General features: G+C 55.8%; 12 protein-coding genes. 5 read left to right on the forward strand and 7 right to left on the reverse strand.

Features of this window, described 5'->3' with window-relative positions; all coding sequences use genetic code 11:
• Positions 1-183 precede the first annotated feature (183 nt).
• From FEM03_RS23885 to FEM03_RS23900, 4 genes are read left to right on the forward strand one after another with little or no spacing between them, the layout of a single operon-like run.
• Complete coding sequence (locus FEM03_RS23885) at positions 184-3,039, forward strand: PSD1 and planctomycete cytochrome C domain-containing protein (protein ID WP_138088913.1); 2,856 nt, start codon at positions 184-186, stop codon at positions 3,037-3,039.
• A complete protein-coding gene (locus FEM03_RS23890; protein WP_138088915.1) occupies positions 3,029-4,435 on the forward strand; it encodes a DUF1501 domain-containing protein in 1,407 nt (468 codons plus the stop codon). Before FEM03_RS23885 ends, FEM03_RS23890 begins: the two co-directional genes overlap by 11 nt.
• 16 nt (positions 4,436-4,451) lie before the next feature.
• Positions 4,452-4,991, forward strand: coding sequence for a sigma-70 family RNA polymerase sigma factor (locus tag FEM03_RS23895; RefSeq protein ID WP_138088917.1), 540 nt, complete (start codon positions 4,452-4,454; stop codon positions 4,989-4,991).
• Positions 4,988-6,547, forward strand: a complete 1,560-nt coding sequence (locus FEM03_RS23900) for a LamG-like jellyroll fold domain-containing protein (protein ID WP_166443106.1) — start codon at positions 4,988-4,990, stop codon at positions 6,545-6,547. The genes FEM03_RS23895 and FEM03_RS23900 overlap by 4 nt, the downstream gene beginning before the upstream one ends.
• Before the next feature lie 117 nt (positions 6,548-6,664).
• Here FEM03_RS23900 and FEM03_RS23905 read toward each other — a convergent pair whose 3' ends face one another.
• From FEM03_RS23905 to FEM03_RS23935, 7 genes are all read right to left on the reverse strand, one after another.
• Positions 6,665-6,919, reverse strand: coding sequence for a hypothetical protein (locus FEM03_RS23905; protein ID WP_138088920.1), 255 nt, complete (start codon positions 6,917-6,919; stop codon positions 6,665-6,667).
• 72 nt (positions 6,920-6,991) lie between these two features.
• Entirely contained in the window at positions 6,992-7,204 is a 213-nt protein-coding gene (locus FEM03_RS23910; protein WP_138088921.1) for a BrnA antitoxin family protein, read from the reverse strand.
• Positions 7,201-7,494 carry a BrnT family toxin gene (locus FEM03_RS23915; protein WP_138088922.1) on the reverse strand — a complete coding sequence of 98 codons (294 nt, stop codon included), beginning with the start codon at positions 7,492-7,494 and terminating at the stop codon, positions 7,201-7,203. The genes FEM03_RS23910 and FEM03_RS23915 overlap by 4 nt, the downstream gene beginning before the upstream one ends.
• Before the next feature lie 1,390 nt (positions 7,495-8,884).
• Positions 8,885-9,496 (reverse strand): hypothetical protein, encoded by a 612-nt coding sequence (locus FEM03_RS23920; RefSeq protein ID WP_138088923.1) that lies wholly within the window; start codon positions 9,494-9,496, stop codon positions 8,885-8,887.
• Between the two features lie 122 nt (positions 9,497-9,618).
• Positions 9,619-10,350 (reverse strand): DUF4145 domain-containing protein, encoded by a 732-nt coding sequence (locus FEM03_RS23925; protein ID WP_138088925.1) that lies wholly within the window; start codon positions 10,348-10,350, stop codon positions 9,619-9,621.
• On the reverse strand, positions 10,343-10,906 hold the full coding sequence (locus tag FEM03_RS23930) for a hypothetical protein (RefSeq protein WP_138088927.1): 564 nt from the start codon (positions 10,904-10,906) through the stop codon (positions 10,343-10,345). Before FEM03_RS23930 ends, FEM03_RS23925 begins: the two co-directional genes overlap by 8 nt.
• A gap of 359 nt (positions 10,907-11,265) precedes the next feature.
• The gene (locus tag FEM03_RS23935) at positions 11,266-12,270 is read right to left on the reverse strand and encodes a mevalonate kinase family protein (RefSeq protein ID WP_138088928.1); all 1,005 of its coding nucleotides are present in this window, start codon (positions 12,268-12,270) and stop codon (positions 11,266-11,268) included.
• A gap of 201 nt (positions 12,271-12,471) precedes the next feature.
• On the opposite strand from FEM03_RS23935, the gene FEM03_RS23940 reads away from it, so the two are divergent.
• Positions 12,472-13,557: a hypothetical protein gene (locus FEM03_RS23940; RefSeq protein WP_138088930.1), complete on the forward strand. Its 1,086-nt coding sequence runs from the start codon at positions 12,472-12,474 to the stop codon at positions 13,555-13,557.
• Positions 13,558-13,701 lie beyond the last annotated feature (144 nt).

Genomic DNA, 13,701 nt, shown 5'->3' on the forward strand with positions numbered 1-13,701 from the left:
CTCCTCTTTTGGAGTGCGGTGCTCCGCACCGCTTTGGCTCACGTTTAATATCGCTCCACACCCCCACGTCAGCCAGAAACCCCCCACCCATATTCCAAAGCGCCGCCAAGCGGCGCACTCCAAAATATCCTCCTCAATTTGGCACTTTTGGACGACTTTGCGTAAATAGCATTGTCGCCAATCATGAAAAAAAGAATCCGCCAGGCAGCGCTGCCATTCCTCTGTCTGCTGACCCTGCAGATTCCCCTGCCAGCGGCCAGCCCTGACGCAGAACAACTTTTCGTCCGCCGAATCAAACCCCTCTTCAGCGAAAAATGCCTCGCCTGTCACGGCAACGAGCCTGAAAAAATCAAAGGCGGTTTCGACATGCGCAGTCGCGAGGCCATTCTCAAAGGAGGCGACAGTGACCAGCCCGGCCTGATCACCGGCAACCCCGAAGAAAGCCCGCTCTATCTCGCCTCCACCCGTCGGCATGACGACTGGGAAGCCATGCCTCCCAAAGAAGCCGACCAGCTCTACGCCGAGCAACTTCAATGGATCAAAGACTGGATCGCTGGCGGCGCGCCCTGGCCCGATGACGAACGCGTCCAACTGATCGCCCGCACTCACGAAGCCGAATGGGCCAAGGAAGACGGCACCCCCATCAAAACCTCCGGTGGTCTCTCCCCCGAATGGACCAACCGCAAGTATCAACCCGCCGACCTGTGGGCTTACCAACCCGTCATCAAACCCCACACCCAATCCACCGGGCCCGCCGCCATCGACGAACTCATCGCCCTTCACTTTCCTCCATCCCTTCAACCCTCCCCTGCTGCCGACCCTCACACTTTTATCCGTCGCGCGACCTTCGACCTCACCGGCCTTCCGCCCACTCCTGAAGAAGTCAAAACGTTCACCGCCGCCCACGCCCTTGATGCCAACGCCGCCATCCTTGCCTTGATTGACCGCCTTCTCGACTCCCCCCACTACGGCGAGCGTTTGGCGCAACACTGGCTCGACGTCGTTCGTTACGCCGACAGCAGCGGCTTCGCCAACGACTACGAACGCGGCAACGCCTGGCGTTATCGCGATTACGTCGTCCGCGCCTTCAACGACGACAAACCCTACCGCCAGTTCATCCAAGAACAAATCGCCGGTGACGAACTCGCTTCTGAGCCATCTCAAATCTCCAATCGGAAATCTGAAATGCTCATCGCCACCGGCTTCCTTCGCATGGGCCCTTGGGAACTCACCGGCATGGAAGTCCCCAAAATCGCCCGTCAACGTTTCCTCGATGACGTCACCAATAGCGTCGGCGAAACCTTCCTCGCCCATTCCCTGCAATGCGCGCGGTGTCACGACCACAAATTCGATCCCGTCCCCACCATCGATTATTATTCCATCCAGGCCGTCTTCGCGACCACCCAGATCGCCGAACGCGACTCCGCCTTCCTCCCCACCGAAAACACCGCCAATTTCGACGAACGCCGCTACCTCCAACTCAAACGCGAAGAACATCAACAAACGCTGACCGCCCTCGACAAAGTCCAGCTTCAAAACGCCCAAACCTGGTTCCAACAACACGCCAAAGACCCCGCTGCATGGAACGCCGCCGTTGAACAGACCACCCGCAAACGTCGCGACTCCTCCGACCTCTTCACCGTCACGCGCCACACCCTCCTCAAACAAGGCATCGCGGAAGATTCCTTCCCTCCCAAACTCGTCGGTTTCACCCCCGAACAATTCGGCATGGAACGCGCCGCCCGCAAAGGCCTCGAACGCCTGCGTTGGGAAATGGATCGCTACGAACCCTACGCCCTCGCCGTTTACAACGGTCGCACCCCGGAAATGAAAAGCGTTTATGCCCCGCTGCGACCTCCGGCCAATCCTCTTCAATCCGGCGAACTCGAGCAAACCAGCATCCTCACCGGTGGCGATCCCTTCTCACCCGACCAATCCGTGAAACCTGGCGTTCTCAGCGTGGTCGATCCCACCAAAAAACACCGCATCCCCGACTCCATCGCCGGTCGACGCAAAGCCTTCGCCGCGTGGATTGCCGATGACCAAAATCCCCTCACCTCCCGCGCGATCGTCAACCGCATCTGGCTCTGGCACTTCGATCAACCCATCGCCGGAAACCCCAACAACTTCGGCGGCACCGGCAAGAAACCCACCCATCCAGAACTGCTCGACTGGCTCGCCGCCACCTTCGTCGAACAAGGCGGATCCTTTAAAAAATTGCACCGACTCATCATGACCAGCGCTGCCTATCAACGCAGCTCGCAATCCCCCAAAAGCACCCTCGCTCGCGAAGATCTCGAAAAACATTACGCCACCTTCAAACCCCGCCGCCTCAGCGCCGAAGAACTTCGCGACACCATGCTGGCTACCAGCGGAGAACTCAACCCCCCCCTCGGCGGCATTCCCAACCGACCCGAAATCAACCTCGAAGCCGCCATGCAACCCCGTCAGGTCATGGGCACCTTCGCCTCCGCATGGGTCCCCAATCCCCAACCTGCCCAGCGACACCGCCGCTCCCTCTACGCCCTCAAACTTCGCGGACTCAGCGATCCCATGCTCGAAGTCTTCAACCTGCCCGGACCCGATTTCTCCTGTGAGCGCCGCGAAACCAGCACCGTCACCCCGCAAGTCTTCGCCCTCTTCAACAGCCAGAACAGCCACGCCCGCGCCCTTGCCCTCGCCCACCGCGTCCTCATCAAGGAAGGCCACGACCACGAAACCGCCATCCAACGCTGCTTTACCCTCATCTACCAACGCCCATCCAAATCATCCGAACTCACCGCCTGCCTTGCTCACTGGCGCGCCATGCAAACGATTCAATCCACCGCCACCTTCACTCCCATGAAGCCACCTTTGGAAGTCCGCCACAGCGCCGTCGAAGAAAACACCGGCGAGAAGTTTACCCTCATCGAAAAACTCCACGCCAACGCTGACTTCATCCCCGACCTTCAGCCTTCCGACTGCGACGCCCGCACCCGAGCCCTGGCCGATGTCTGCCTCGTCCTTCTCAACACCAACGAGTTCGCTTATGTCTACTAACAAATTCCCCTGCGCCGGCGTCCGTGCCCTGCATGCCCCCACGCGCCGCGATTTCCTTTACAGCCTCGGTGCCTCACTCGGCAGCGTCGCCTTCAGTTCCCTGCTCGCTGCCCAGGAGAAACAAGGTCACCTTCCCGCCAAGGCCAAAAACGTCATCTTCCTCATGATGGAAGGCGGTCCTTCGCACATCGACACCTTCGATCCCAAACCCCTCCTGGACCGCATGCACCTCAAGGAATTCACCCGCGAGGGCCAGCAAAAATCCGCCATGGAAAGCGGCAAACGTTATTACGTGCGCAGCCCCTTCAAGTTCATCAAGGCCGGACAAAGCGGAGCCGACATGGCCGAAAACTGGAGCCATCTCGCCAAGGTCGCCGACGACCTTTGCTTCTTCCGCGGTTGCACCGTCGACAGCGTCAACCACCCCACCGCCATGTATCAGATGAACTGCGGCAATCGGTTTGGCGGCGACCCCGGCATCGGCGCATGGATCAACTACGGTCTCGGCTCCCTCAACCAAAACCTCCCCGGCTTCATCGTCCTTCCCGAAGTCAGCTACCCTCAAGGCGGCGCCGCCAATTGGAGCAACGGCTACCTTCCCGCCCAGTTTCAAGGCACGCCATTGCGCCCCAAAGGATCGCCCATTCTTGATCTCTCCCCACCCGCTGGCATCACCACCGAACACCAACGCAAAAATCTCGACCTCATCGCCCAGCTCAATCAAAGCCACGCCGCCGAACATCCTTATCACGACGAACTCACCGCGCGCATGGACAACTACGAGCTCGCCTTCCGCATGCAGATGCAGATCCCCGAAGTCCTCGACCTCACCAACGAAGATCCTGCCACCAAAACCCTCTACGGCATCGACAACCCCTCCACCGATGCCTTCGGACGCAAGTGTCTCCTCGCCCGCAAACTCGTCGAAAAAGGCGTCCGTTTCGTTCAGCTTTATCACGGCTCCTGGGACAGCCACGACTACATTGAACGCGCCCACGACAACCTCGTGCGCGGCGTCGATCAACCCATCGCCGCTCTCATCACCGACCTCAAACAACGCGGCCTGCTCGACAGCACCCTCATCGTCTGGTGCGGAGAATTTGGGCGCACTCCCGACAACGGCGTGCGCGGCGGCACCGCTTACGGACGCGACCACAATCCCAACGCCATGACCATCTGGCTCGCCGGAGGCGGCTGCAACGCCGGCCACACCATCGGCGCGACTGACGAATTCGGCATGCAGGCCGTCGAAGGCAAGGCCCACATCCGCGATTTTCACGTCACCCTCCTCCGCCTCCTCGGCCTCGACGACAACAAACTCACCTTCTACCACGGCGGTCGATTCAAACAACTCAGCCAGTTCGGCGGCACCGTCATCAAGGACCTCATCGCTTGATCAATGGATTAATCGCATGGTCGACCCCTCATCCCATTCCAGCACGGAAAACCTGGTCCTGCTTCTCACCCAGCATCAGGATCAACTCTTCCGCTACATTTTCAGCCTTGTGCCGCGTGAAGCCGATGCCCGCGACATCCTTCAAGAAACCAGCCTCGCCCTGTTCCGTAAACTCGACCAATACGATCCCACCCGCCCCTTCCTCCCCTGGGCCTACCGCTTCGCCTATCTCCAGGTGCAACGACACCGCGAAAAAAACTCCCGCTCTCCTCTGGTTCTCTTCAGCGAAGACATCGTCGACCTCCTCGCCAGTGAACGCGCCCACATCGAACCCCAACTCGAAGAACGCCTTCATCATCTCGACCACTGCCTCGAAAAACTGACCGCTTCCGAAAAAGATCTCATCACCCGCCGCTACGCCCTTCGCCAAAGCGCAGAGGAGATCATGCAACACTCCGCCCTCACCCGCCGCACCCTTTTTCGCAATTTGGAGATGCTTCGCCAGCGCCTGCATGAATGCGTCACCCAACAGCTCTCCTCCATTTCCCCTTCATGAATCTCACCACCCTCATCCATGCCCGGCTCGACGGTGAGATCACGCCCGAGCAACTGCAACAACTTGAAAACCATCTGCGCAACGACTGGCAGGCACGCCGACACTATCTTGAACTCGCCGACCAGCACGCCCGCCTGCTTCAGCAACCCGCCATCAACACCGGTCGACTCCAGGAGCAAAGAAATTCGGAAACCCCCATCCGCGCCCCTCGATGGAGACCCGCCACCACCCTCTCTCTCATCGCCCTCGCCGCCACCATCGCCTTTGGCATCTACCTGTTCCAACCCCCGCCATCCAATTTGGAACCCACCTCCAACGGCGTCGCCATTCTCAGCCAAACCCTCGACGCCGAGTTTGCTAAAGACACCACTCTTTCCCGAAGCGACACCCTCAGTCCCGGCATCATCCGCATCGACCAAGGCCTCGCCCAAATTGAATTTTTCAGCGGAGCCACCGCCCTGATCGAAGGCAGCGCCGAGATCGAAATCATCTCCGCCTGGGAAGCCCGTTGTTTACGTGGTCGCGTCCGAGTTCACGTCCCGCCCGCCGCCAAAGGTTTCCTCATGCACGCCCCCGACATGAAACTCGAAGACCTCGGCACCGAATTCGCCCTCAATGTTCAGGATCAAACCAGCGCCGTGCATGTCTTCGATGGCGAAGTCATCGCCCACACTCCTCGACAGAAACCCGCCAGCCTCACCCGAGGCATGACCTTCTCGCCCGCCACCACCTCCTCAACCTCTCAAGATTTCCTCCCCATCAGCCAGATCCAGGACCTCGTTCAACAGCGTCAGAACCAACGCTTCGAATCCTGGAAATCCTCATCCCAACAATCCCGCCACGATCCCCGACTCATCGCCCTTTATCTGTTCAACCAGGAAAGTGCCGACCCATGGGATCGACTCATCAACAACCTTACCCTACCCCCACAAGATCAACGCGCCGGAGGTGCCGTCGGTGCCCGCTGGACCCAGGGCCGCTGGCCGCAAAAACAAGCCCTTGAATTCAAACGCCCCGGCGACCGCGTGCGCATCAACCTCGACGGCACCTACAACGCCCTCACCTTTTCCTGTTGGATCAAAGTTGACTCGGTCGACAAAAAATACAATTCCCTGCTGCTTACCGACGGTTACGAAAACGGCGAACCTCACTGGCAGATCTTTGAAGATGGCAGCCTGATGTTTTCCATCAAACATCAACCCGACCACGTCCCGCCCTCCACCAAATACAACCAGATCTACTACAGCCCTCCCGTATTCCATTCCGACACTCTCGGACGCTGGCATCACATCGCCGTGACTTACAACAACACCGACGGCACCGTCATCCAATACTTTGACGGTAAACCCGTCAGCCGCGCCATCTCCCCTCTTCATCAACCCGGACGCCCCATCACCTACGGCCCCTGCGAAATCGGCAACTGGGGCCTGCCCACCTCCCCCAGCAATTTTCCCATCCGCAACCTCAACGGCTCCATCGACGAATTCGCCATCTACCACACCGCCCTCACCCCCGCCGAAATCTCCACCATCTTCACCACCGGCAGCCCCCAATAGCTCGATCCAGCGATCACGCAACGTAGGTTTGACCACAGAACATGGCGACATCTACCCGCGAAGTCCATTGCCATTCACCACCGGCACCACGTTGAAGGCAGTGCAGCAGTCACTAGACTAAAAGGGTATCTCATCATCATCGTCGATTTCATCAATCGTCTCCCGATTTCGCTCCATCTCTTTCTGGTGCAGAACGTCGTGGTGACCTTCTTGATGCAACCACACGTCGCAGGCGTTTCGTCTCAAAAATTCGTCGGGTTCCATCCCGTCAACGGTCCTCACTTTTCTTCTGTTCTGCTTTCCTCCAACAAAGTGAGTCTCCCCCCGAAACTGGCCTAGGTTGTCATGGTGAAAAACGGATTTCTTTTTCATTTATTCGACAACACCGACCAACGGCCAGCTCAGCAGGGCTTCGCAACCAATCCAATCTGAAGGAATCTCAATTCATTGTTTCCAGTTCAACTCTAGCCTCCTGCCTTCTTTCGCGCAGTCGACCAAATACAAGTTGATGAGATTTTGGTAGGGAATACCGGTTTCAGTTGAAAGGGACTTGAAGTAGTGGATCACGTCCGGCTCAAGGCGGATGGTCACCGCCTTCTTGAGCCGCTTGACATAAGGGTTCCGCTCCGCTTTGGAAAAATCGTATTCTTTCCTCATTTTAGGTTCTCCCAATAGGGTTTTTGTTCTTTGGTTCTGGCTCGCCGGGCAGAGACTATTCGAATGGATGAGCCTTTCTGCCTAAAACAGTGAACCACAACAAGCACGCGCAATTTAGCCCCCTGTCCCATAATGATGAATCTCTCTTCTTGCTGAGAGTGGTCAGGATCAGGGATGACCAAGGCATGCTCGTCTAAGAAAACTGCCCGGGCTTCCTCGAATGTGACACCGTGCTTGGCAGCGTTCCTCGCAGCCTTGACCGGGTCCCATTCAAAGGAAAGATCATTCACTCAACAGGAGCAATATATCATATTGCTCATCGCAGCAAGTCATATTTTCTCAAAGAAACCGAATCCGCAAAACGAGGGATCAAAGCGTTAACCGGAACACCTCCACGCCGATCCGGCACCATGGAGCCAATCATGCGCACCGAATGCACCCAACACACCCGATGAATTGGCCGAAGAATAAAAGTAGAACGCTTAAGAGCTTCCCCCCTTTGCTCACGTTTACCCGTGATTTTGGACAGCGACCTGTTCAACAACTCCTGGCTCTGGTGCGCTTCGCGACCAAAGTTGACTTGAGGGTTGGACTCCTTTTTATTTCATTCCTGACATGATCCCATACCCGATAAATATCGAAACTAAACCAGCTCCGACTGCAGCTACCCATTCGTCCTTTTCCCTCGATTTCAATATCATCGGAGTGGCCAGGCCACCTATCAGTGCAATTACCGCCCACGTAAAAAATCCTAGAAATCGAACTACCATTGCCCCTTGATTCGGAGCGGCAGTATTTAACGGACCCGACGCCCACACTGTCAGCATCGCAACAATTGGCGCGCTCCATATTGGCCATATCAGCTTGAGACCGCGTGGTTTCATATTTCAGCTTCACGCTTCATCGCCGTAAAACGACGCATTGCAAGCTTTGATCGGTTTGTGTTTCGTCATGCCAACGATTCGGATCAGGCAATGGCGAGGAGCGGACGTTGCTGACCCGACGGATAGCCTCCGAGCCGTTGCTCGCATCCGTTTGGTTCGCCCTTGTTGTCGGTGGTGGCTGTGCGTTATTGGATACCCTTTCGATATTGCGACGATCAAGCTCCGAGTTCATCCGCTCCAGGACTGCACGCGACCACACGGGACGGTGTGATGTGGAACGGCCTCCACGAAAATGGACAACCAAGACTCCACAAGTGAAGCACATAAGATAGTCGGTCGTATCCCTGTTCCGAACAAGTCGCACACCATGTCGTGGCATGAAGTCGCACATCGTCCGAGGACGATCCACAAATGACGTGCTCAATAACGAGGCCCAACTCGAAACCTCGGCAGGGCCGGAGACTCGGAATGATCCAAGAACTGGGAAATCATGAAATGCGGGCAAACTGAGAAGATGTTGGGCTCGGGACGGATAGTTCATGGTCACGTTCCATGTCTCCAAAGGCAGGAGCGAATAAATGGTAATCTCGTCCGCGCCGATGAACTCCCGAGAAGCCGATGAGTCACTACCAACGATAACCTCCGGGGGAGCTGCCGCGCACCCAACGAGAAGGCAGATCGCTAATGCTGTTACCAGAGTCCGCATTTCAGTTAGGCGAACGTATAGCTCATCCACGGCGGGGCTGGAAGCCTGAATTCAAACTGAAGCATACTCGCCGTTGGATGGATCGACTTTTTAGCCTCTTTGGTCTGTGATGACATACCACGCGTTCAGACTCTTGTCCCACGTTATGCGGTTGATGGTGTAGTCTGCGGGATTAAAGCTCATCGGCTCGACTTCTGGATCATCGTCTTCATCTCCACTCTCACCCTCCTGCAGCACCTCCGGTTCCGCCTCAATCTGTCGGAGCAAATCACCGAATACTCGGGATACCCTCCAGATAAAATCGCTCGGCTCAATAGCGCTCCCCACACCATTAAGGGTATAGATAGTGTTTGAACTGTGGAAAAAGATGTTCGAGGAGGTTTTCGAGAGCGGAAGCTTGCGAACTAGGCGGCCGAAGTCATCGACCGCCACAACCTCAAGATATTCAAACGAATCCGCCCGAAGTGCATCTCCCACAGGATATCCCACATTCACCGCGAATCCGGCAGATGGATTTGAGTTGTCTTGCTTCCAAAATGGATCATCCGCTGGAATGCCCAACTTCTGGAGCATATCCGGCTCTGGCAGCTGACCAGTCAACCGCGCTCTCTTCTGAAAGAGGTCAGCCCAGCGGGACGTCTTCGGGTCATCGAACGTCGGCTCCCGTATACACCGGATAAAGCTCAGTAAGCGTTTGATCATTTTCCTCGGCTAACGTTGAGTCCTCCTACGCCTGACCGGGGGCGAGGATGGAACACGGGGTTGAGGTTGTAGCGGTCATGGCGGCGAGAACTGGAGTCAGGCGTTAGGGGCGAGGCCTTGTTCTACGTCTTCTTTATTCCGGCTTTAACTAGAAGCTCTTGAAGGAGCTGCCGGTAGCGGGCCTTGACGTCATCAATATCTACTTGGGGTGTGATATAAGTGCGGTCATGCGCAGCAGTATCGCCAAGCTGCTTTATCTCCTTCATTGTTTTCGGAGAATTGCGCGACAATGTTATGGCTGTGTCTGCTGATATGGTCGCTACCAATCGTTCCAGCATCATAAAAACTCCATTGACTTGAATCTGATGCTGACGACCCTCTTGAATGTAAATCTCGATAATCAGAGACTCCATCAGACGCCGACACAGAACAGCACACGCGTCGTAAAGCCCATACTCATAGGTTGCATTAATTTGGTGAACCATCTGTTCCAAATAAGGACGTGTTCCTGTTATCCATTCTGTAGGAATGACGTTCCCGACAACCTTAACCTTGCGAATGCTTAATACGTCGCTATAGGCGGCATCAAGTTCGCTGAGCCTCCGCAAATCAAGCTGAAAGGTGCCCTTCTGTTTGCCCTTTGCTGTGTATCGACTACGAGAAAGTTCATCGCGCAATCGAGTCACATTAGCCTTCGGAAAGCCTTCCTCGTGTAAATCCGATGCCAATGCACCTGCCGACCGCTCTTCAAATTCCTGTGACTGCCTGTAATAGTAAAGCAACGCGACTGCCCTATCCAAGTGGGAAAGGTCAAGAGTCGCGAGATGATGGGCAAATTCCGAGCGATCAATCATCGGTCTTACCCTTAAGGATATCCTCCATATACTTAACGCCTCTCCGACTCAGCTTGTAGTGGACGGGTTGGCCCTTCTTCCGAACTTTGTCACCCATCACATACTTGGCCGCCGTTTTGGTTAGGGTGTTAGACACATTGGCGACGTGGATCGGAATTCCAAGATCCTTCGTGATTTGGCTAATCTCACCGGTTGTCAGACCCTGATCATGTTCGAGATGCTGGTGGGCAACAAAGAGCGGAAGCAAAATCCTATTCACCTGACCAACTTTGTCCAGAATAGCTGATTCAATCTCTTCTGCCTCATCGCAGTTTTTGATAAGGTTGATTATTTCATTGAGATCAATGCCATTCCCTTGAGTTGGATTGCTCTCCGATTTTGCCCGAGCGCCGGAAACCTTTTTTATAGAAGTCTTCTGTTTTGGAGTCTTCACGGCAGCCGCTGTGGATGCCGTTGAACCGCCGCCGTAGAGCTGAAGAAGTCGTGCAACTTCTTCTGGAGTTCCGTCGATGGTCACTACTGTTCCGTCTGGTAGTGTTATTGTTGCTGATGGCATTGGTTTATTTCGTAGAACAGAGGGTTAATTTGATGTTTTGCGGATAATATCACCCTATATGCTTCAAATTTGAAGGTTTTTCGAGAGTTGATCCGATTTGGGATGCAAAATAACACGGATTTTCAGGTGTTATTCTTCAAAAATGGAGATTTATGCTCGAATCGAGGTGTTATTTTGCACGTCAAATAACAAAATTTTTCCATAGGGTCTCCAGTGACCGGTCCCGAATAGGTGGTCATGAACCAGGGTAGTCGTTTCGAATCGGTGGATCAGCTTCCCCCCTCCTCGGAGGCTGCACGCACCTTCCCTGTCACTGCATGCGCCTTCCTTCAAATCTTGACCCTTGACCCCAACAAAACCTACCCCACCGGCAGCACCTGCGGCCGGATCACGGCGATCCCCATTGGCTCCATGACTTCCTGAATTTTTGAGAACATCGCGTCATCCTCATAGGTCCCCACAATCGCCCCGCCGCTGCCGGTGAACTTGGCACTCGCCCCCACGGAACGCGCGGCTTCCACCATGTCGATGTTGCCTTTGCTGATCTGATACAAACGACGACGTAGATCAAAATTCTCGTTCAACAACGGTCCAATGTCACGACCACGACCGCTCAACAACATCTCCTTCACGCGCTCCGCCAAAGCGGCCCAGTGATACATCGCCGAAACCACATCCCGCTCGCCACGCTTCCAACGACTGCGGATGTCGTTGTGAAACACTTCGGTCCCCTCGCTCAACTTTTTCGTGTAGGCGACATACAGCGGCGGCAGCAGGGTCGGATCGATCTCCTCATAAATCCCATGGCCCAACTCCTCCACGTGACCACGGTTGAAGTCCATGAACACCACCCCTTCAAAAACCTGAATCACCCGGTCCTGCAATCCCGCTGGAATGCCAAGTTCATCGTTCTCCACGCTCAACACCAGATTCGGCTGCTTTTCCTTCGGCACCTCAACCTCATAAAATTCCATCAGCGCCCGCATGCAGGAACAAATGATCGCACTGCTGCCCGCCATTCCCACTTGCGGCGGAATGTTGCTCTCATACCTCAGCGTAAAGTTGCGGTCGTGAAGCGCGATCCCTTCCCGCACGCAGTAATCGTGAAACACCTTCACCGTCGCCTTCAGCAATCGGATGCCACCATAATAACCAAACTGCCCTACGTCCTTCGCCAGATGCGAGATGTCATCAAACACGGAATGGTCCCGGTAATTCGGCTCGATCCGCAGCTCCGGCGTCTCATACAGCACCACCTCCGCCTCAAAATTGCGGATGATGAACGAAATCGTCTTTCCAAAATAGCCATCGGAAGGATTGCCGACCAGGCCGGCACGAGCATAGGATTTTTTGCGGATGACCATACAAGACAAATAAAACGAGACCGTGACAAAAACGGGCGACACCTATAAAAATGACTCGCGCAAAATACAACCCCCAATCCACGACTCGCCCCATCTGTTTTATTGCCCTCCTCCCGAAACCAAAACCTCTCCGCTAAGTTTCACCCTTTTTCACACGTTGAATTACAGCCACCTGCGTCCATCCCATTCCTTTCCTCATCCATGAAAAGACTCCTTCCTCTTCTCGCCTTCGCCCCGGCCCTGCTCTCCGCCCAAACTGCGACGGAACCACCAGCTGCCGCAGCTACAGCCACTCCCAAAGTCGCCCTTACCGCCGACCAGATGGCCAACCTCACCAAACAACTCGACCAAATCGAGGAGACCATCACCAAAAATCGCGATGAGGCCCTGGGCACCGCGCTCTCGCAGTTCCGCTCCGCTGCCGGCAGTGAAAAAGCCGCCGTCGATCTCTACCTTTCCTGTGAAAAACTCGTCGAATTTGACCGCAAGGACCGCAAAACCACTGATTTCCAGGTCTGGAAGGACAACAACGCCGGCATGCTCAGCGACCCCGAATTCGGCCCCGCCATCAAACTTCAAATCGAATACACCCTGCTCTCCCTCCAGGCCCAGCAGGTCGAAGAAATCGACACCCTCATCGCTCCGCTCCAGGCCTTCCTCGGTCGCGCCGTTGGCCTGGTTCAGGAAAACACCAAACACACCGCCTCCGGTGTCGTCGAGGCCGCCGACAGCAATAAAAAAGGAAACGCGCCGCGAGGCAGGCAGGGCGGCCAGAGACCGGCCGGCATGACGCTCGGCATCCTCCAGGGCGGCGGCAACCGTGGTGGTGGCGATGTCAAATCCAGCGTCTTCAGCCGCGCCTACCAGCTCGAAAACTACTTCACCCGCCAGGATTGGGAATACGTCCCGCTCAACATCGCGGGCATCTACTCAAAGGTGATTCTTCCCTTTTACCTCGAGAACAAGCCTGCTGAATTTTCCGCCCAGTGGGACATGCGCATCAACACCGAGCTCTCCCTGCGCAAGGCCCTCCAGAGCGAAACCGAATTCCAGGTCTACTACAAGCAAAACTACCCCCAGCTCGTCTGGGCCAAATCCCAGAGCCTGTTCTCCAACAGCATCAACAGCATCCAGGCCCTGGCTGACATGCTCAAAATCATCCGCGAAAACCCCACCCATCCCAACGCCAGTGCATGGGTGAAACAACTTCGCGAAAACGTCAACCAGGTGCAGCCCACGCCCGCTTCTCCCGCATTGACCGAGCCCGCCGCCGCCGCCGTCAACTGACCGACGCCACCGCCCGCCTTGTTGCCTCAAAAGTAAATGACACCGGGGAGGTGTAGGAAAGAGGGTGTCGTTGACTCATTAGGTGTGACACCGTGGTTAGGGGGTCATCATTGCTTCGGCGGGCTCGGAATGCAAGGAGCCCGT

The organism is Phragmitibacter flavus, from assembly GCF_005780165.1.
Taxonomy (GTDB): Bacteria; Verrucomicrobiota; Verrucomicrobiia; order Verrucomicrobiales; family Verrucomicrobiaceae; genus Phragmitibacter; species Phragmitibacter flavus.

Coding starts and splice junctions, on each gene's coding strand:
- FEM03_RS23885 (WP_138088913.1), top strand. CDS start 184: ATGAAAAAAAGAATCCGCCAGGCAGCGCTGCCATTCCTCTGTCTGCTG.
- FEM03_RS23890 (WP_138088915.1), top strand. CDS start 3,029: ATGTCTACTAACAAATTCCCCTGCGCCGGCGTCCGTGCCCTGCATGCC.
- FEM03_RS23895 (WP_138088917.1), top strand. CDS start 4,452: ATGGTCGACCCCTCATCCCATTCCAGCACGGAAAACCTGGTCCTGCTT.
- FEM03_RS23900 (WP_166443106.1), top strand. CDS start 4,988: ATGAATCTCACCACCCTCATCCATGCCCGGCTCGACGGTGAGATCACG.
- FEM03_RS23905 (WP_138088920.1), bottom strand. CDS start 6,919: ATGAAAAAGAAATCCGTTTTTCACCATGACAACCTAGGCCAGTTTCGG.
- FEM03_RS23910 (WP_138088921.1), bottom strand. CDS start 7,204: ATGAGGAAAGAATACGATTTTTCCAAAGCGGAGCGGAACCCTTATGTC.
- FEM03_RS23920 (WP_138088923.1), bottom strand. CDS start 9,496: ATGATCAAACGCTTACTGAGCTTTATCCGGTGTATACGGGAGCCGACG.
- FEM03_RS23925 (WP_138088925.1), bottom strand. CDS start 10,350: ATGATTGATCGCTCGGAATTTGCCCATCATCTCGCGACTCTTGACCTT.
- FEM03_RS23930 (WP_138088927.1), bottom strand. CDS start 10,906: ATGCCATCAGCAACAATAACACTACCAGACGGAACAGTAGTGACCATC.
- FEM03_RS23935 (WP_138088928.1), bottom strand. CDS start 12,270: ATGGTCATCCGCAAAAAATCCTATGCTCGTGCCGGCCTGGTCGGCAAT.
- FEM03_RS23940 (WP_138088930.1), top strand. CDS start 12,472: ATGAAAAGACTCCTTCCTCTTCTCGCCTTCGCCCCGGCCCTGCTCTCC.